Source organism: Kosakonia oryziphila (genome assembly GCF_900094795.1).
Lineage (GTDB): Bacteria > Pseudomonadota > Gammaproteobacteria > Enterobacterales > Enterobacteriaceae > Kosakonia > Kosakonia oryziphila.
Genome location: NZ_FMBC01000047.1, coordinates 17,449 through 36,203 on the forward strand (window position 1 = coordinate 17,449; position 18,755 = coordinate 36,203).

Below are 18,755 nucleotides of genomic sequence, written 5' to 3' on the forward strand. Positions count from 1 at the left end.
TTTGCCTCGATTTCTTTTCTATTACCTCCTACCTTAACGATTCAGCTCCTCCACTTATTGATGTGCATCAAATACATCTTCGCCTACCACTTAATGGGTAGATTATTGATTTTTATTGATTTTTATAAGCTGTGGATATCAATGGCTTTTATGGTTTGCGCTAAATGCGTGCAAAAAAAAGCGGGTTTTTGCTCACGTCTCTGATACAAGATATCTGATGAAAACACGGAGGCATGCTATGTCGGCAACACCGCTTTGGTTGGTTCAGAATGTGCATTTACCCGATCGCGAAGGGTTGTGGCAAATTGCCATTGAGCAGGGGAGTTTTGGCGAAATTACGCCGATGGGCGCAACGCACAGCGACAGTCTCGAAGTACTGAATGCCCGTGGCGGCCTGGCGCTGCCGCCGTTTATTGAACCGCATATCCACCTGGATACTACGCAAACCGCTGGTGAGCCGAACTGGAACCAGTCCGGTACGCTGTTTGAGGGGATTGAACGCTGGGCGGAACGCAAAGCGCTGCTTAGCCATGAGGATGTGAAAGCACGTGCCTGGCAGACATTGAAGTGGCAAATGGCCAATGGTGTGCAGCATGTGCGCACCCATGTTGATGTCTCTGATCCCACACTGACTGCGTTGAAAGCGATGCTGGAAGTGAAAGCGGAGGTCGCGCCGTGGATCGATTTGCAGATTGTTGCGTTTCCACAGGAAGGCATTCTCTCTTACCCCAATGGTGCGGCGTTGCTGGAAGAGGCGTTACGTCTGGGCGCCGATGTTGTCGGCGCGATCCCGCACTTTGAGTTTACCCGTGAATACGGCGTGGAATCACTGCACATTGCCTTTGCACTGGCGCAAAAATATGACCGCCCACTGGATATTCACTGTGATGAAATCGATGACGAGCAGTCGCGTTTTGTTGAGACGGTGGCTGCACTGGCGCTGAAAATGGGGATCGGCCCGCGCGTGACGGCCAGTCATACCACCGCCATGCACTCTTATAACGGCGCTTACACCTCGCGGCTGTTCCGCCTGCTGAAGCTTTCCGGCATCAATTTCGTCGCCAATCCGCTGGTCAATATTCATCTGCAAGGGCGTTTTGATGATTATCCGAAACGTCGGGGCATCACGCGGGTGAAAGAGCTGCTGACAGCGGGGATCAACGTCTGCTTCGGCCATGATGATGTGTTTGACCCCTGGTATCCGCTCGGTACGGGCAATATGTTGCAGGTGCTGCATATGGGGCTGCATGTCTGTCAATTGATGGGCTATCAGCAAATTGATCAGGGGCTGCGTTTAATTACCCATAACAGCGCCAGAACCTTCGGTCTGACACAGTACGGCATCGTCCCCGGCAACCCGGCTAATATGATTATTTTGCCGGTGGAAAGCGGGTTTGATGCTGTGCGTTGCCAGGCACCGGTGAGATGGTCCATTCGTCAGGGGCGAGTGATTGCCAGTACGCAGCCTGCGCAAAGTTGGGTGCAGATGGACAACGGCGGTGAAGAGGTGCAGTTCAGCCGTTATCACGCACGATAAACTGTGGCGTCAGACCTTATTCTTGCGGTTGTGAGCGGTTTGACGTTACATATGTTTCCAAATACGTAAAATTAAGTAAAAGGCTGGCCTGCTGGCTAACTGCTCTTTAGAATCAAGCCACTTGCTTTCTTTACTGCACTTCGTTAAGGAAACCCTATGGTTAAATCGACTCTGGCGGCTGTTGTGGCTGTGTTTGCCCTTTCTGCTCTTTCCCCTGCTGCGATGGCTGCAAAAGGCGAACCCCATGTTCTGCTCACCACCTCCGCCGGGAATATCGAACTGGAGCTGAACAACCAGAAAGCCCCTGTGTCGGTGAAAAACTTCCTTGATTACGTTAACAACGGTTTCTACAACAACACGACGTTTCATCGTGTGATCCCGGGGTTCATGGTACAGGGCGGTGGTTTCAACGAGCAGATGCAGCAAAAACAGCCTAACCCGCCGATCAAAAACGAAGCGGATAATGGCCTGCGTAACACACGTGGCACCATTGCGATGGCGCGTACTGCAGATAAAGACAGCGCGACCAGTCAGTTCTTCATCAACGTTGCGGATAACGCTTTCCTCGACCACGGCCAGCGTGATTTCGGTTATTCGGTCTTCGGTAAAGTTGTGAAAGGGATGGATGTGGTGGATAAAATTTCTCAGGTACCAACACACGATGTCGGCCCGTACCAGAATGTCCCGTCAAAACCGGTTGTTATCCTTTCCGCAAAAGTACTGCCGTAACACACTCCCCGCACGGGTTTTTCGCCCGTGCTGGTTTGCTTCCCTGCGTAACATTAAATTGCTGCTTATAATTTGGGCAAGTACATGTGCAAACAGGGAGGCGCTATGCCGAAAAAACTCACTGACAGGCAAAAATCCCGTCTCTGGGAGCAACTGCGTAATGTCAACTTTCAGGCCAGCCGACGACTGGAAGGCGTTGACAGCACGCTGGTAACGCTCACTGCCGAAGAAGCCAATCTCCGACTCGCAGAACTCCGGGGGCACTATGAGCGATAAATTTGGCGATGGCCGTGATCCTTACCTCTATCCAGGCCTGAATGTGATGCGCAACTTGCTGGGTATTCACCAGGCGCAGCGCCTGGAACAAGCCGCTTATGAGTTGACGGCATTACGCGCAGCGACGCTCGAACTGGGGCCTCTGTCGCGCGGGCTTCCACATCTGTGCGCTATTCATCATCACCTTTATCAGGATGTATTCGACTGGGCCGGGAAGTTCCGGGAAGTGGACATCTACGAGGGCGATACGCGTTTCTGCCATTTCGAATACATTGAAAAAGAGGGCAACGCGCTGATGCAGCAACTGGAAGAGGAAGAGTGGCTGTGCGGCTTGTCTGCGGATGCATTTATTGAACGGCTTGCGCACTACTACTGTGAGATCAATGTGCTGCATCCATTCCGCCTCGGCAATGGCATTGCACAGCGCATCTTTTTTGAACAGCTTGCGCTGCATGCCAATTATATTCTGGACTGGCGCAGTATCGTTCCTGAACGCTGGAGCGCGGCGAACCAGGCCGGAGCGATGGGGGATGTGGATCCGTTGTGCGCCATCTTCCGTAAAGTAGTAAGCGAAGCTGTTGAAAGTGAGTAAACTAGCGCGGTTTATTTTACCGAGGCCGCTATGATCCTGCTTATCGACAATTACGACTCCTTCACCTGGAACCTGTATCAATACTTTTGCGAACTGGGCGCAAGGGTGGAGGTAAGGCGTAACGATGAGCTGGCGCTTGAGGATATAGCCGTGCTGGCGCCGCAAAAAATCGTTATCTCGCCTGGCCCCTGTACGCCGGATGAGTCCGGAATTTCGCTGGACGTCATTCGCCATTATGCAGGCAAGCTTCCTGTTCTGGGCGTCTGTCTTGGTCATCAGGCTATTGCCCAGGCCTTTGGCGCGACGATCGTCCGTGCGGCAAAAGTGATGCACGGCAAAACATCGTCCATTACCCATAACAACAGCGGCGTGTTTACCGGGCTTAATAATCCGTTAACTGTCACCCGTTACCATTCTTTGGTGATTGACCCGCCTACGCTACCTGCATGCTTTGAAGTGACCGCGCGTACCGAAAGTGGGGAAATCATGGGGATTCGCCACCAGCAGTGGGATCTGGAAGGTGTACAGTTTCACCCAGAAAGCATCCTTAGCGAGCAGGGTCACCAGTTACTGGAAAACTTCCTCAAAAGGTGATTTCTGGTTGCCATGCAGTGATTTTTTATGCATATTTCGTGATTATATTTTCATTAACAATGCAACAGAAAACTGGATGGGCAAGACATGGCAACTCAGCAAGACGCGGTGACGCGTGCAAACTTCGATGAAGTGATTCTGCCAATTTACGCACCGGCCGAGTTTATCCCGGTGAAGGGAAAAGGCAGTCGTGTGTGGGATCAGCAGGGTAAAGAGTATGTTGATTTTGCAGGTGGAATTGCGGTAACTGCTTTAGGACACTGCCATCCCGCGCTGGTAGAAACGTTGAAAACTCAGGGTGAAACGCTGTGGCATATCAGCAATGTATTCACCAACGAACCGGCACTGCGTCTGGCGCGTAAACTGATTGACGCGACTTTTGCCGAGCGTGTGGTGTTTATGAACTCCGGCACGGAAGCGAATGAAACTGCCTTTAAGCTGGCGCGTTTTTATGCATCCACTCGCCATAGTCCGTATAAAACCAAAATTATTGCCTTCCACAATTCCTTCCACGGTCGTTCGCTGTTTACCGTCACGGTTGGTGGTCAGCCAAAATATTCCGACGGTTTTGGCCCGAAACCTGCCGATATCATTCATGTGCCGTTCAACGATCTGCACGCAGTGAAAGCGGTGATGGACGATCATACCTGCGCGGTAGTGGTCGAACCGATCCAAGGGGAAGGTGGTGTTACGGCGGCAACGCCGGAGTTTTTGCAGGGGCTGCGCGAACTGTGTGATCAGCACAACGCGCTGCTGGTATTTGATGAAGTGCAATGCGGCATGGGCCGTAGCGGCGATCTGTTTGCTTATATGCACTATGGCGTGACGCCGGACATTCTGACCAGCGCAAAAGCGCTGGGTGGCGGCTTCCCGATCAGTGCGATGCTGACGACCAATGAAATCGCCAGCGTGTTCCACGCCGGTTCTCACGGCTCTACCTATGGCGGCAACCCGTTGGCCTGCGCGGTAGCGGGAACGGCTTTTGACATTATCAACACGCCGGAAGTGCTCAACGGTGTGAATGCCAGGCGCCAGCTTTTTGTTAAGCATTTGCAGCAGATCGGTGAAAAATATCAACTCTTCAGTGAAATTCGCGGCATGGGGCTGTTGGTTGGCGCTGAATTGGCTGCGCCGCTCAAAGGCCGCGCGCGTGATTTTCTCTATGCCGCCGCAGATGCGGGCGTAATGGTGCTGAACGCCGGCCCGGACGTAATGCGCTTTGCGCCGTCGCTGGTTATTGATGAGCAGGATATCGATGAAGGGATGCGCCGCTTTGCCAGCGCAGTTGAGAAAGTGGTTAATGGTTAAGACGTCGGCTTAGCCAGATGCCGTGATGCGGGCGCTGACGCCATGCCACTGATGATATGGTGTGCATGGTGTTCAGATGCCCGATAACCCGTTGTAAATGCTGTTCGAGCGTGCTCATTGGCCCGTGAGTCAACGTTTCCGGCGCTTCCAGAATATTCACATCACCAGACTCTCCCGGCCCGTCATACTCCAGCCGCTGCTGACAACGTTGCAGGGCAATCTCGCAGGACTGCAAATAGCGCTGCGCCAGTTCCGGCGTTAGCATCGTATGCTCACGCGCCAGCGTGGTCATCGCATTGATATGTTCGACAATAAACTGACTGTGCGTGACCCACAGCTTCATATCTTCCAGATAGCGAGTATTAAAGCCCGGTTCCTGCATCGCCTGATTGAGCGAGTTAAAGAGTGCATTATGTGCCTGGTTGACGCGCATACGCTGCCAGGCGAGCGGCGTTGGCTGTGGGTCATCGCTGAGGATCAGGCGAATCGCCTGCTGGTCTGTTTCCAGCGCGTCGTGGGCATTCTGGCGCAGCAAACCGCTTTGCCATTGCGGCCACAGCCAGACCATACCGCCAAAAGCGATCAGGCAACCAATTAACGTATCGATTAGCCGCGCGACAATAAATTCTTCGCCGTTTAATGTCAGCAGTTGCAATGAGTACACCGCAGTAATAGTAAAGCCGACCATCGCCCAGCCGTAGTTTTTACGGATAATCAGATAGCTAACCAGCGTAATCAATAACATGGCCGTTAGCGTGAAACCGAGCGGAACATGAAAGTGCAAAGTGACCCCGGCGATAACCAGCCCGGCAATGGTTCCTGCCGCCCGATGGACAATGCGCACTCGAGTAGCGCCATAACCATTTTGCGTGACAAACATAATTGTCATCATGATCCAGTAGGGTTTCGGCAGATGCAGAGCGCTGCCCATCAGACCGGCAGTACTGAGCATCACACTGATGCGCGCTGCATTACGCAGTGCGGCGGATTTCAAGGATAAATAGCTTTTTAGCGCCGGGAGCAATGGCAATCGACGCTGCTTCTCCGCCATCAGATCGCGGATGTACAGAGGGCGCTGCGTACGCAATACGCGGGCAATGCGGCTGAAGTGCCAGGCGCAGAATTGACCGACAGGATTATCCGGGTGCTGGCGGGCGATTTTTTCCAGCGCGCCGATTTGCTTCTCCATCGTGAAACGCGCCGGATAACGATGGTAGAGAATGTCGTCTGCCAGCACGCGTAAACGGGCGGCGACGGTCTGCGCATTCCAGCGGATCACCTGCTCGGCATGGGTTTGTTCCACCAGTTTTTGTACTTCTTCCGGCTGGTGCAGGCTGACGGAAATATGCTCCTGCAAATCCAGCGCGACCTGGAAAACGCGCAGCAGGCGTTTGTAGTCGTTATGCTGATTGGCCGCCAGCATATGCAATTGCTGGTAGCACTGGCTTATCATATCCACCGCTTTTTGCTGGCGAGCAAGCAGTGGTGGCAGGGCTTTTTCCGGATCGGCGTGCTGCGTTAGCAGGCTATATTTGGCCTCGCAATAATCAGCCAGTTGCCGGTAGAGCAGGCTTAACGATTCGCGCAGCGGTTGTTCCCGCCACATCCAGAACCAGAACCAGTTAAACAGCCCGTACCACAGTGTGCCCAGCGCGTAGATCAGTAGCGGCTCCCACACCGGCATATTTCCGGCGAGGCTGAGCGTGAAGATGGCGGCAATTAGCGAGGCGGGCAATAAGCGCCCGTGCAATGCGCTGATCTCAGCAGTAACGCCCAATAGCAGGGTCAGCATGGTAAAGATCAGCGGCAGCGGAAGATCTTCCGCCAGCAGCAACTGCACCGCCAGGCTGCTACCTGCAAACAGACAGCCGCCAATAATCAGGCGTTTAAAGAAACGCTTATGCGGCGTGTCGAGACCGGCAATATTGCAGCACGCGGGAACGAGTGAGAAAAGCAGACCCTGTTGCAGATGGCCGACGAGCAGACCAATTGCCACCGGCAGACATAACACCAGCGTTTGTCGCAGTGCGTAGTTGATTTCGGGGTGATAAATCAGCCTGCGCCACATGAGGAGAGAAAAACGGCGCGCCGGGTAAACGATGCGCCGTTTTACGGATTAACGTGTTCCGTATACCACGATGGTTTTACCGTGGGCGGAGATCAGATTCTGATCTTCCAGCATTTTCAGGATGCGGCCGACAGTCTCACGGGAGCAGCCAACGATTTGGCCAATCTCCTGGCGAGTGATTTTAATCTGCATGCCGTCCGGGTGAGTCATAGCGTCCGGCTGTTTTGCCAGATTCAGCAGCGTCTGCGCGATACGGCCCGTTACGTCCAGGAACGCCAGATTGCCGACTTTCTCCGAGGTCACCTGAAGGCGACGCGCCATCTGCGCGGAGAGGCGCATCAGAATATCCGGGTTCACCTGAATAAGCTGACGGAATTTTTTGTAGGAAATCTCGGCGACTTCACAAGCGGTTTTGGCGCGTACCCAGGCACTACGCTCCTGACCTTCTTCGAACAAGCCCAGTTCACCGATAAAATCACCCTGATTAAGGTAAGAAAGAATCATCTCTTTACCTTCTTCATCCTTGATTAGCACTGCCACTGAGCCTTTAACGATGTAGTACAGCGTTTCCGCTTTTTCACCCTGGTGAATCAGCGTGCTCTTCGACGGGTACTTATGAATGTGGCAATGAGACAAGAACCATTCGAGAGTCGGGTCTGTTTGCGGTTTGCCAAGCACCATGCGCGGTTATCCTCTGTTATAAGCTGGCTCCGAAAGCGGGATGTAAGTTTCAGCCTGCTTCCGGGGTTGCAATCAAAGCTTCTCATGTCCTGAGAAGTGGGCCGTCAGCGTTATCTGCGGCCTCTAATATACGATGTCATGCATACATGCGTAACATCCATTTATCTCTGTAGCATCCAGATTGTTTTAGCATAGCTTTTCACGCCTGTCTCCTGGTGTCTCGCTTCAGCTTGACGTAGGTCGCCTTCCGTTGCGAGTTTTGTTATGTACGCGTAATCTGTGAATAAAATTATTACTCCGGAGTGAATAAAATGCAGGCACGTGTGAAATGGGTTGAAGGGTTAACCTTCCTGGGGGAGTCGGCATCTGGCCATCAAATTCTGATGGACGGTAATTCCGGGGATAAAGCGCCAAGTCCGATGGAGATGGTACTGATGGCGGCGGGCGGTTGCAGCGCAATTGACGTCGTTTCCATCTTGCAGAAAGGGCGCCATGACGTAATCGACTGCGAAGTGAAGCTGACTTCTGAACGACGTGAGGAAGCGCCGCGTCTGTTTACACATATCAATCTGCACTTTATCGTCACCGGTAAAGCGTTGAAAGACGCAGCGGTTTCTCGCGCAGTGGATCTGTCAGCGGAAAAATATTGTTCTGTTGCGTTGATGCTGGAGAAGGCGGTGAAGATCACCCACTCCTACGAGGTTATTGAAGCCTGATACCCTGGCCCGGCGATCGGTTTGCCGGGCTACTTAATCTTTTTCCCTTCCATCAGTCGTTGCACCAGCGGCGTCATAATCAGTTCCATCGCCAGCCCCATCTTGCCGCCCGGTACCACCAGCGTATCCATATGGGAAATAAACGAACCTTGCAGCATCGCCAACAGCCACGGGTAATCAATGTCCTGCAAATTCTGGAAGTGAATGACTACAAAGCTTTCATCCAGCGACGGAATGCCTTTTGCAGCAAAAGGGTTAGAAGTATCGACCGTCGGCACGCGCTGGAAGTTGATATGCGTTCGGGAAAACTGCGGGGTGATAAAGTTGATGTAATCTTCCATGGAGCGAACCACCGAATCCATCACTGCTTCACGGGAGTGCCCGCGTTCGCTGGTGTCGCGAATCATTTTCTGGATCCACTCCAGGTTGACGATCGGCACAACGCCAACCAGTAAATCAACATGCCGCGCCACATCATTTTGCGGTGTCACTACACCGCCGTGCAGCCCTTCATAAAACAGCACGTCGGTAGGTTCCGGCAGCGGTTGCCAGGGGGTAAACGTTCCCGGCACCTGATTCCACGGCACCGCTTCATCATAGGTGTGCAGATATTTACGCGTTTGCCCGGTTCCACTCTGGCCATATTCGCTAAAGGTTTGTTCGAGCAGACCAAAGTCATTGGCATCCGGGCCAAAGTAACTGATATGCCGCCCAAGATCGCGGGCTTTGCGGATCGCCATATCCATTTCCGGACGGGTGAAGCGATGGAAGCTATCACCTTCTACTTCTGCGGCATGCATATTGAGCTGGGCGAAGATTTTGCGAAAGGCGACGCTGGTAGTGGTGGTTCCCGCGCCGCTGGAACCAGTGACGGCGATGACCGGATGTTTGGCGGACATAGCAACTCCCTGAATAAAACTGTGTTTGCAGTATAGTCAGCCGCCATCTACCCGGTTAATCGTGGAACTGCCCCCGCGGCATAATATTTACCGTCTCGTGCAGCTCTGACCACACCAGTACAGCCTCACCGCGTTGCAGTTGACGTTTAACGTCAGCGACCTTTTGTTCTAGCGAACGTTCATGTTCACCATAATCGGTGCCTTCGCGCAAGACAAAGCTCTCAATCAGATTGTTCAGCGTGTCGGCGTCAATCTCTTGCCAGGGAATAATCATGATGTTCTCAGCCAGGTGGAAAGCCAGTCCGGAATACGCTTTTCCAGCCACATTTCTGGTCGGCGCAGCGTACCGCCGACAAACCCGACATGGCCGCCGTGTTCTGTCAGTTGGTACTCAATATTCGGCGGTAAATGTTCAGCATCCGGGATGACGTTGTGATCCATAAATGGATCGTCTTTAGCGTGAATAATCAGCGTCGGTTTGCGGATCAGCGGCAACTGCGGCATGGCGCTACAGCGGCGATAGTAATCCAGTGCATCAGCAAACCCGTGGATTTTGGCGGTGATCAGATCGTCAAACTCGCGGATACGCCGCACTTTCCGCAGCGCTGACAGCGTCGTCGGCAGCGAGCCGGGGTAGGCTCTTAATTTGCGTGCGGCGTTCGCTTTCAGCAAATTCAGCAGATAACGCTGATAGAAGCGGGAAAACCCTTTTTCCATATGATAACTGCACGCTTCCAGCATCAATGGTGCAGAGACGATCACGGCGGCATCAACAGGAAGAGAATCTTCGGCTTTGGCCAGCAAACAGCCGAGCATATTGCCGCCCAGCGAATAGCCGACTGCCGCAGTCGGCGCCGGGCCGAAGGTTTCTGGTAGCCAACGTAAAAACCAGGTGCCATCTTCGGTTTCGCCGGAGTGATAGATGCGGTTAAGGCGGTTGGGAATGCCGCTACACCCGCGAAAATGCATTACCACGCCCAGCCAGCCGCGCTCTTTTGCCGCATGGATCAGACCATGCGCATACGGGCTGTGCAGGCTACCTTCCAGACCGTGAAACACAACCAGACGCGGTTTGTGTTTTGCCAGCCAGGGCTCTTCGCTCCAGGCGAGATCGATGAAATCGCCGTCCGGTAGCTCCAGACGCTGCCACCAGGGATCAAACTGTAAGCGGCGGCGTAGAATGCGAGGCAGCATCGTTTGTAGATGCGGATTCCGCGCACCCGGCATCGGATGAAAGTTGTGCGAATCTTCCTGATTTTCAAGAATATTTGCAGGTGTAATATCTGCCATCGTGTTAAATCATCTCAATGAATTGACGTTTATTATACTTGCGAATATTTACGCTGTTTAATACTTTGCTGCTGTTGTACCGTACTACGCTCCAGGGACAGCCTTATAACGATTTAATAAATCAGCAATTTCATTCCAGCTTTTTACTCATTGAGGACGACGGAAAATACCTCGCTTGACCTTGCGGCGCCACAGCAACGCAATCAGGCAATAACGACTTACCCGGCAGTGAAAATTTAACCCCGACCGAGCAAGCGCAAATCCAGAATATCGTTGAAGAAATTAATATTAACGATCCGGTGTTCTCGCTGGCCTTTGGCGCCAAAACAATGAACAGCATCTCGCAGTTTTCTGAATCGTTGATGCAGGAAGTTCAGGCGAAAGATGCTGGTGTGATTGGCGTACAGTTGACCGATCTCCTGATGAAAATCAAACAGGTAGATACCATCACCGCAAAGCTGAATGACGCGATGGTGGATCTGCTGCGCAATATCTCGGTTCTGGAGATCCTCTTTGATCGTAACCGCGATGTTTTTCAGCAAATTACGCTGCATATTATTGCCGGTAAGCAAAAGCTGGAGCAGATCAAACAAAACGAATTACCCGCTTTGCAGGCGCAGGCGGCAACCGATCCGATGAACGCGCAGCGCCTTCGGGATCTATTGGATGGCATTCAGAGCTCAGAACCCTGGATAAGCTCCTGAAAACAGACGGCTATGTGAAATAAAAGCGCGCCTGCTCTCGCAATAGCTTGGGCAGGCCTTTTTCTTTTGCCGCCACACACTCTCATCCCTCGCGGCATAATACTTTTCTTAGCCGGCGAAACTGATCCACATCATAGATTGTTTTGTTGATTATTACTCTCAGGCTAATGGTTTTATCGCCTCCTTAATTGATGTCTTTCTCAGCAAAGCACACACTGAATTCAGTGTTAAACAAGTCAAAATAATTAGCTGAATCAGTAGGTTAATAATGTTATCTGGGCAAACGCCAGCACAGGTATGGAACACGCGGCGCAGCGAGAAACAGCGTCGTCCATAAAAGTCATGAAAATGCCCAGCTTGCGAAACGTAATGTCGTTGGTGATATCCAGATTCATAACTCTCTCGCCCGCTGTTATCGCCAGTTATTCCCCTTGCAGCATCGCTTCCAGCTGCTCGTGCGCTTCAAGCCATGCCATTTCACACTCTTCCAGACCGGCTTTCGCCGTCGCCTGTTGTTGCAGGCAGGTGGTTAGCTCAGCTTTACGGCTTTGATCGTACAGCCCGCTGTCACTGAGCTTCTCTTCGGCTTGCGCCAGCTTTGCATTGAGCTTTTCCATCTCTTTTTCCAGCCGGGCGATCTCTTTACGTAGCGGCTGGGTCTGTGTGCGCAGTTCCGCTTCACGGCGTTTTTGATCTTTGCGTGCCTGAGCGCTGTTGCCGTTATCTTTTGCGGCTTCCGCAGGCTGACTTTCTTGCTTCTGCACGTCGCTCAGCCATTGCTGATAATCTTCCAGATCGCCTTCAAACGGCTCCACTTTGCCGTCGTGCACCAGATAGAGATCGTCAGTGGTGGAGCGCAACAAGTGACGATCGTGCGAGACGACAACCAGCGCGCCTTCGAATTCGATCAACGCTTCGGTCAGCGCCTGGCGCATATCAAGATCCAGGTGGTTGGTCGGTTCATCGAGCAGTAACAGGTTCGGGCGCTGCCAGACGATTAGCGCCAGTACCAGTCGCGCTTTTTCGCCGCCGGAGAAGCGTTCCGTTACCTCGGTAACCTTGTCGCCCTGAAAACCGAAACCGCCGAGATAATCGCGCAGCTTCTGCTCCAGCTCCTGCGGCGCCAGGCGTGCCAGGTGTTGCAGCGGCGACTCATCCGCGCGTAAAAACTCCAGTTGATGCTGGGCGAAATAACCCAGCTTGATGCCTTTCGCTAGGCCGATTTCACCACTTTGCGGCGCCAGTTCACCGGCTAACATTTTAATCAGCGTCGATTTACCCGCGCCGTTGCGCCCCAGAAGGCCAATACGCGAACCGGGTACCAGGTTCAGTTTGATGGCATTCAGAATGGTGCGATCGCCATAACCCGCGCTCACTTTTTCCATTTTCAATAACGGGTTCGGCAGACTTTCCGGTGCGCGGAAGCTGAAATGGAATGGGTTATCGACGTGCGCTGGCGCAATCAGTTCCATGCGTTCAAGCATTTTGATACGGCTCTGCGCCTGCTTGGCTTTGCTGGCTTTCGCTTTAAAGCGATCAATAAAGCTTTGCAGGTGCGCTACGCGCTGCTGCTGGCTTTCGTAAGTGGCCTGTTGCTGGGCGAGACGCGTTGCACGCTGGCGCTCGAACGAACTGTAGTTGCCGGTATATTCGAACAGGCTTTGCTGTTCGATATGCAGAATTTTGTCGACCACCGGATCGAGAAAATCACGGTCGTGGGAGATCAGGATTAGTGTGCCCTGATAGCTCTTCAGCCACTTCTCCAGCCAGATCACCGCGTCCAGATCGAGATGGTTCGTCGGCTCATCGAGCAGCAGTAAATCTGAACGGCAAATCAGCGCCTGTGCGAGGTTCAGACGCATACGCCAGCCGCCGGAGAAGTCGCTCACCGGACGCTCGAGTTGCTCGTTGGTAAAGCCCAGACCGTGCAACAGGCTGGAGGCGCGGGAACGGATAGTCCAGGCGTCAATGGCATCAAGTTTGCCGTGCACCGTGGCGATGGCATGGCCGTCGTTGCGTTCGTTGGCGTTGTTCAGCTCGCCTTCCAGTTTGCGATATTCACGATCGCCGTCTATCACATAGTTTATCGCCGCCTCGTTCAGGGCCGGGGTTTCCTGATTCACCCACGCCAGTTGCCAGGTGCCTGGAAACGTGAGGCTGCCGCCATCGGCGCTCATCTCGTTTTTCAGCAGCGACAGCAGCGTTGATTTGCCGCAGCCGTTTTTACCCACCAGACCGACTTTCTGGCCCGGGTTAATGGTGGCCGTGGCGTTGTCCAGCAGGACACGCACACCGCGACGAACTTGTAACGAGGAGAAAACAATCATAAGGCGCCGTATGTTCAGACTATGTTAATTTGTGATTATGATAATGTAAGGTTACGGCCAAATGCCGTACCGGGGCCGCAATGGTAGCCCAAAATGAAGGCGATAGACAAAATCATTCTGGGCAGGCAAAAGTGGCTGCGCCGGAAGAATAACAGGTACGACACCCGGGAGGGGAATGATGTCGCAGACAGCCAAAGTGTTGCTGCTGTATGCCCATCCGGAATCTCAGGACTCGGTGGCTAATCGGGTTTTGCTTAAACCGGCAATGCAGCTCCAAAACGTCACGGTGCACGATCTCTACGCGCGCTATCCTGATTTCTTTATCGATATTCCTCGTGAACAGGCGTTGCTGCGCGAGCATGACGTGATTGTCTTCCAGCACCCGTTGTATACCTACAGTTGTCCGGCATTGCTCAAAGAATGGTTGGATCGCGTATTAAGCCGCGGTTTTGCCAGCGGTATTGGCGGGAATCAACTGGCGGGAAAGTACTGGCGTAGCGTGGTCACCACCGGCGAGCCGGAGGCGGCTTATCGTCATGATGGCCTGAATCGCTACTCAATGAATGACATTCTGCGTCCGTTTGAATTGACCGCCGCTATGTGCCGTATGCACTGGCTTAGCCCGATCATTGTTTATTGGGCGCGCAGGCAATTGCCGCAGGAACTGGCGAATCATGCCAAAGCTTACGGCGACTGGCTGGCGTCGCCGCTACCGCCAGGAGGTCGCTGATGGAAGGTTCCGCGCTGTTACTGGCAGGTGTGCTGTTTCTCTTCGCTGCTGTCGTCGCCGTACCGCTGGCCGCCCGGCTTGGCATTGGGGCCGTGCTTGGTTATTTGCTGGCGGGGATAGCCATTGGCCCGTGGGGTCTGGGGTTTATCAGTGACGTTGATGAAATCCTTCACTTCTCCGAGTTGGGCGTGGTGTTCCTGATGTTTATCATCGGGCTGGAGCTGAACCCGGCCAAGCTTTGGGAGCTGCGGCGCTCGATTTTCGGTGTCGGTGCCGCGCAGGTGTTACTTAGCGCAGCAATTCTGGCCGGATTGCTGATGTTGACGCAATTCGCCTGGCAGGCCGCCGTGGTTGGCGGTATCGGCCTTGCGATGTCATCGACGGCGATGGCGCTGCAACTGATGCGTGATAAAGGCATGAATCGCAGCGAATCCGGGCAACTGGGTTTTTCTGTGCTGCTGTTTCAGGATCTGGCGGTGATCCCGGCGCTGGCGCTGGTGCCGCTGCTGGCGGGAAATGGCGACAATCACCTTGACTGGATGAAGGTCGGCATGAAGGTGCTGGCCTTTGCCGGCATGCTGATCGGCGGGCGTTACCTGTTGCGCCCGGTGTTTCGCTTTATTGCCGGTTCAGGCGTACGCGAAGTTTTTACTGCAGCAACGCTATTGCTGGTGCTCGGTTCGGCGCTGTTTATGGATGCGCTGGGGCTGTCGATGGCGTTAGGCACTTTTATTGCCGGGGTGCTGCTGGCAGAGAGTGAATATCGCCACGAACTGGAAATCGCTATCGAGCCGTTTAAAGGTTTACTGCTCGGTCTGTTCTTTATTTCTGTCGGTATGGCACTAAATCTGGGTGTGCTTTATACCCACTTGTTATGGGTGGTGATGAGTGTCGCGGTGCTGGTGGTGATCAAAACGCTGGTACTGTACGTGCTGGCACGAGTGTATGGGCTACGCAGTTCGGAGCGGATGCAGTTTGCCAGCGTGCTTAGCCAGGGGGGCGAGTTTGCGTTTGTGCTCTTCTCTTCTGCCTCGTCCCAGCGTTTGTTTAAGCACGATCAGATGGCGCTGTTACTGGTGACCGTCACCCTGTCGATGATGACCACGCCGTTGTTGATGCGAGGTATCGATAAGCTGCTCTCATGGCGCTTTAACACGCCGGAAGATGAAGACGAAGCGCCGTGGGTGGACGATGACAAACCGCAAGTAATTGTGGTGGGGTTTGGCCGCTTTGGCCAGGTGATTGGTCGCTTGCTGATGGCGAACAAGATGCGCATTACCGTGCTGGAGCGGGATATCAGTGCCGTCAATCTAATGCGTAAGTACGGTTATAAAGTTTATTACGGCGATGCGACACAGGTGGAACTGCTGCGCTCGGCGGGCGCGGAATCAGCGCAATCCATCGTCATTACCTGCAATGATCCGCTGGACACGATGAAACTGGTGGAAATCTGTCAGCAACATTTCCCCCATCTGGTCATTTTGGCGCGGGCGCGCGGGCGCGTGGAAGCGCACGAGCTGTTGCAGGCCGGTGTGACGCAGTTTTCCCGCGAAACCTTCTCCAGTGCGCTGGAGTTGGGGCGCAAGACACTTATTTCGCTGGGTATGCACCCTCACCAGGCGCAGCGCGCGCAACTGCATTTTAAACGGCTGGATATGCGTATGCTGCGTGAACTGATGCCGGTGCATACCGATACGCTACAAATTTCCCGCGTACGCGAAGCGCGGCGCGAGCTGGAGGAGATTTTCCAGCGTGAAATGCAAAAAGAGCGTCGCCAGCTGGATGGCTGGGACGAGTTTGAATAAGGGGATTCGAATGGCGGTACGTAAACGTTTTATTGCCGGGGCGGTTTGTCCGTCATGCCAGGCTAAGGATTCGCTGGCGATGTGGCGTGAAAATAATGTCGATATTGTTGAGTGTGTTAAGTGTGGACACCAGATGCGTGAAGCCGATAAAGAGGCCCGCGATCATGTTCGCAAAGATGAGCAAGTTATTGGTATTTTTCATCCGGACTAGCCATATCGGGCAGCTTTTTTTAAGCTAAAGGGTACACGGGTGCAGAATTCCGCTACAATCTGCGCCAGTAATTTTCCCACGCTCAGGAGATATCATGAAAGTAGCAAAAGACCTGGTGGTCAGCCTGGCTTACCAGGTACGTACAGAAGACGGTGTGTTGGTTGATGAGTCTCCGGTGAGTGCGCCGCTGGACTACCTGCACGGTCACGGTTCCCTGATCTCTGGTCTGGAAAACGCGCTGAACGGGCACGAAGTCGGCGATAAATTCGATGTGGCGGTTGGCGCGAATGACGCTTACGGTCAGTACGATGAAAACCTGGTACAGCGCGTACCGAAAGACGTTTTTATGGGCGTTGACGAGTTGCAGGTTGGCATGCGTTTCCTGGCGGAAACCGACCAGGGCCCGGTACCGGTAGAAATTACCGAAGTTGAAGACGACCACGTTGTGGTTGATGGCAACCACATGCTGGCTGGCCAGAATCTGAAATTTAACGTTGAAGTTGTTGCGATCCGCGAAGCGACGGAAGAAGAGTTGGCTCATGGCCACGTTCACGGTGCGCATGACCACGATCATGACCATGATCATGATGGCTGCTGCGGTGGTCACGGCCACGATCATGGTCACGACCATGGTAAAGGCGGTTGCGGTGGTAACGGCGGCTGCGGTTGCCACTAATAAAATCCCGTCGTCTTTCGCACAGCAGGTGCGTTGGCTTCACTTTCAAACCCCGGCCACATAGTTTTCTATGCTCCCGGGGATTTTCAAGTTTGCCGCCTGCCTGCAATACGAAATACTTAGGGATTTATGCACTGAGCGGGGAAACCCGCTTTTTTTACGCCATTAATAATGGGGCGGCGGTGTTTCTTCTGATGGCGACGCCATATGGGAAGGCTGGCTGGCTTTGAGCTTTTCTGCCATTAGCCGCAGGTGCTCACGCAACTTTGCCATCTCCAGTTCGTGGGCGATAACCGTCTGATTTAGCTCTTCGATTGTCATCTCCTGAAAGGCCAGTTTGCTTTCCAGTTCAGCCAGTCGCGCTTCTGTTGTTAGCTCTTGCATTCTTCACCTCGGGTCTGCTTCCGGCTCAAATTTCATAAATCGAGCGAATTTTACTGAAGTTTGTCATGCGGTACAGTATTAAGTCAGAAAATCAGAAACTAATTTAAACAAAAATAGTCTGAAAACAGGTGAATTCAGGTAGCGTCCTTATGTTGATTTCTACCGCAACGCTTTATAGTACGCTTCTTACTTTTATGTTTAACCCTGGGGCGAGATGCCCCGGCCCCTGGAGAAATGGATGAAATCACTGTTTAAAGTCACGCTGCTGGCGACCACAATGGCCGTTGCCCTTCATGCACCGCTCTCTTCCGCTGCGGAAACGGCGAAGAAAGAGACTGCTACAGCAGTTGACAGTAAAGCGGCATTTAAAAATGACGACCAGAAGTCTGCTTATGCGCTGGGAGCGTCACTGGGCCGCTACATGGAAAATTCCCTGAAGGAGCAGGAAAAACTGGGTATCAAACTGGACAAAGCACAATTGATTGCTGGCGTTCAGGATGCGTTTGCTGATAAGAGCAAACTGAGCGACCAGGAAATTGAGCAAACGCTGCAAGCGTTCGAGACGCGTGTGAAAACTGCCGCGCAAGAACGTATGGAGAAAGATGCTGCTGATAACGAAGCGAAAGGTAAAACCTTCCGTGACACTTTCGCCAAAGAGAAAGGTGTGAAAACGACTGATAGCGGCCTGCTGTACAAAGTCGAAAAAGAAGGGACTGGCGATGCGCCGAAAGACAGCGACACTGTCGTTGTGAACTACAAAGGTACGCTGATTGATGGCAAAGAGTTCGATAACTCTTATACCCGTGGCGAACCGCTCTCCTTCCGCCTCGATGGTGTGATCCCTGGCTGGACTGAAGGCCTGAAAAACATCAAGAAAGGCGGCAAAATCAAGCTGGTGATCCCCCCGGCTCTGGCTTATGGTAAAACTGGCGTTCCGGGCATCCCGGCTAACTCCACGCTGGTGTTTGACGTAGAACTGCTGGATATCAAACCGGCTCCGAAAGCTGACGCCGCTACACCTAAAGCGGATGCTGCTGCGTCAGATGCGGCTCCAGCCACCACAGATAAACCTGCTGATGCGAAGGCTGCCGATACCGGTGCCAAGTAACAGTGTGAAAAAACGCCGCCTTCGGGCGTAATGCCGATCAGTTAAGGATCGGTTGACCGATCCAGTGGCTGTGTAAGAATCCGTAATCTCACAGGGATTACGGATTTTTTTATGTTACTT

The 18,755-nt window shown here is 53.1% G+C and carries 20 protein-coding genes; 13 read left to right on the top strand and 7 right to left on the bottom strand.

Annotated elements, in window-relative coordinates; genetic code table 11:
* Positions 1–238: 238 nt before the first annotated feature.
* The 6 genes from GA0061070_RS19085 (at position 239) to argD (ending at position 5,036) form a co-directional block, all read left to right on the top strand.
* Positions 239–1,537: a cytosine deaminase gene (locus tag GA0061070_RS19085; protein WP_090137568.1), complete on the top strand. Its 1,299-nt coding sequence runs from the start codon at positions 239–241 to the stop codon at positions 1,535–1,537.
* Between the two features lie 156 nt (positions 1,538–1,693).
* On the top strand, positions 1,694–2,266 hold the full coding sequence (gene ppiA, locus GA0061070_RS19090) for a peptidylprolyl isomerase A (protein ID WP_090137569.1): 573 nt from the start codon (positions 1,694–1,696) through the stop codon (positions 2,264–2,266).
* Positions 2,267–2,371: 105 nt separating this feature from the next.
* A complete protein-coding gene (locus GA0061070_RS19095; RefSeq protein WP_090137570.1) occupies positions 2,372–2,542 on the top strand; it encodes a YhfG family protein in 171 nt (56 codons plus the stop codon).
* Entirely contained in the window at positions 2,532–3,134 is a 603-nt protein-coding gene (locus GA0061070_RS19100; RefSeq protein WP_090137571.1) for a putative adenosine monophosphate-protein transferase Fic, read from the top strand. Before GA0061070_RS19095 ends, GA0061070_RS19100 begins: the two co-directional genes overlap by 11 nt.
* A gap of 30 nt (positions 3,135–3,164) precedes the next feature.
* Complete coding sequence (gene pabA, locus GA0061070_RS19105) at positions 3,165–3,728, top strand: aminodeoxychorismate synthase component 2 (RefSeq protein WP_090137572.1); 564 nt, start codon at positions 3,165–3,167, stop codon at positions 3,726–3,728.
* An 87-nt stretch (positions 3,729–3,815) separates the two neighbouring features.
* Positions 3,816–5,036, top strand: a complete 1,221-nt coding sequence (gene argD, locus GA0061070_RS19110) for a bifunctional acetylornithine/succinyldiaminopimelate transaminase (protein ID WP_090137573.1) — start codon at positions 3,816–3,818, stop codon at positions 5,034–5,036.
* Here argD and GA0061070_RS19115 read toward each other — a convergent pair.
* Both GA0061070_RS19115 and crp read right to left on the bottom strand, forming a co-directional pair.
* Positions 5,026–7,104, bottom strand: coding sequence for a YccS/YhfK family putative transporter (locus GA0061070_RS19115; protein WP_090137574.1), 2,079 nt, complete (start codon positions 7,102–7,104; stop codon positions 5,026–5,028). The genes argD and GA0061070_RS19115 overlap by 11 nt on opposite strands.
* A gap of 48 nt (positions 7,105–7,152) precedes the next feature.
* Positions 7,153–7,785, bottom strand: coding sequence for a cAMP-activated global transcriptional regulator CRP (gene crp, locus GA0061070_RS19120; RefSeq protein WP_000242755.1), 633 nt, complete (start codon positions 7,783–7,785; stop codon positions 7,153–7,155).
* A 311-nt stretch (positions 7,786–8,096) separates the two neighbouring features.
* Between crp and GA0061070_RS19125 the strand changes: the two genes are divergently transcribed.
* Positions 8,097–8,501, top strand: a complete 405-nt coding sequence (locus GA0061070_RS19125; protein ID WP_090137575.1) for an OsmC family protein — start codon at positions 8,097–8,099, stop codon at positions 8,499–8,501.
* Between the two features lie 29 nt (positions 8,502–8,530).
* Here the strand turns inward: GA0061070_RS19125 and GA0061070_RS19130 are convergent, their stop codons facing one another.
* The 3 genes from GA0061070_RS19130 to GA0061070_RS19140 are packed head-to-tail and all read right to left on the bottom strand — an operon-like array spanning position 8,531 to position 10,690.
* Entirely contained in the window at positions 8,531–9,400 is an 870-nt protein-coding gene (locus GA0061070_RS19130; RefSeq protein WP_090137576.1) for a phosphoribulokinase, read from the bottom strand.
* Between the two features lie 55 nt (positions 9,401–9,455).
* Positions 9,456–9,674: a YheU family protein gene (locus tag GA0061070_RS19135; protein ID WP_043956310.1), complete on the bottom strand. Its 219-nt coding sequence runs from the start codon at positions 9,672–9,674 to the stop codon at positions 9,456–9,458.
* On the bottom strand, positions 9,671–10,690 hold the full coding sequence (locus GA0061070_RS19140; RefSeq protein WP_090137577.1) for a hydrolase: 1,020 nt from the start codon (positions 10,688–10,690) through the stop codon (positions 9,671–9,673). Before GA0061070_RS19140 ends, GA0061070_RS19135 begins: the two co-directional genes overlap by 4 nt.
* Before the next feature lie 299 nt (positions 10,691–10,989).
* On the opposite strand from GA0061070_RS19140, the gene GA0061070_RS19145 reads away from it, so the two are divergent.
* Positions 10,990–11,394: a toxic anion resistance protein gene (locus GA0061070_RS19145; protein WP_244153172.1), complete on the top strand. Its 405-nt coding sequence runs from the start codon at positions 10,990–10,992 to the stop codon at positions 11,392–11,394.
* A 422-nt stretch (positions 11,395–11,816) separates the two neighbouring features.
* Here the strand turns inward: GA0061070_RS19145 and GA0061070_RS19150 are convergent, their stop codons facing one another.
* Positions 11,817–13,721 carry an ABC transporter ATP-binding protein gene (locus GA0061070_RS19150; protein WP_090137578.1) on the bottom strand — a complete coding sequence of 635 codons (1,905 nt, stop codon included), beginning with the start codon at positions 13,719–13,721 and terminating at the stop codon, positions 11,817–11,819.
* Between the two features lie 178 nt (positions 13,722–13,899).
* Here GA0061070_RS19150 and kefG point away from each other — a divergent pair, with 178 nt between their 5' ends.
* The 4 genes from kefG (at position 13,900) to slyD (ending at position 17,143) form a co-directional block, all read left to right on the top strand.
* Positions 13,900–14,451, top strand: a complete 552-nt coding sequence (gene kefG / locus GA0061070_RS19155) for a glutathione-regulated potassium-efflux system ancillary protein KefG (protein WP_208598188.1) — start codon at positions 13,900–13,902, stop codon at positions 14,449–14,451.
* On the top strand, positions 14,451–16,256 hold the full coding sequence (gene kefB, locus GA0061070_RS19160) for a glutathione-regulated potassium-efflux system protein KefB (protein ID WP_090137580.1): 1,806 nt from the start codon (positions 14,451–14,453) through the stop codon (positions 16,254–16,256). The genes kefG and kefB overlap by 1 nt, the downstream gene beginning before the upstream one ends.
* 10 nt (positions 16,257–16,266) lie before the next feature.
* Positions 16,267–16,467, top strand: coding sequence for a YheV family putative zinc ribbon protein (locus tag GA0061070_RS19165; RefSeq protein ID WP_007369794.1), 201 nt, complete (start codon positions 16,267–16,269; stop codon positions 16,465–16,467).
* Between the two features lie 94 nt (positions 16,468–16,561).
* Positions 16,562–17,143 (top strand): peptidylprolyl isomerase, encoded by a 582-nt coding sequence (gene slyD / locus GA0061070_RS19170; protein ID WP_090137581.1) that lies wholly within the window; start codon positions 16,562–16,564, stop codon positions 17,141–17,143.
* Between the two features lie 165 nt (positions 17,144–17,308).
* Here slyD and GA0061070_RS19175 read toward each other — a convergent pair whose 3' ends face one another.
* Positions 17,309–17,527 carry a protein SlyX gene (locus tag GA0061070_RS19175; RefSeq protein WP_090137582.1) on the bottom strand — a complete coding sequence of 73 codons (219 nt, stop codon included), beginning with the start codon at positions 17,525–17,527 and terminating at the stop codon, positions 17,309–17,311.
* 238 nt (positions 17,528–17,765) lie between these two features.
* Between GA0061070_RS19175 and fkpA the strand changes: the two genes are divergently transcribed.
* Positions 17,766–18,635, top strand: a complete 870-nt coding sequence (gene fkpA / locus GA0061070_RS19180) for an FKBP-type peptidyl-prolyl cis-trans isomerase (protein WP_090137583.1) — start codon at positions 17,766–17,768, stop codon at positions 18,633–18,635.
* The last annotated feature ends 120 nt before the right edge of the window (positions 18,636–18,755 follow it).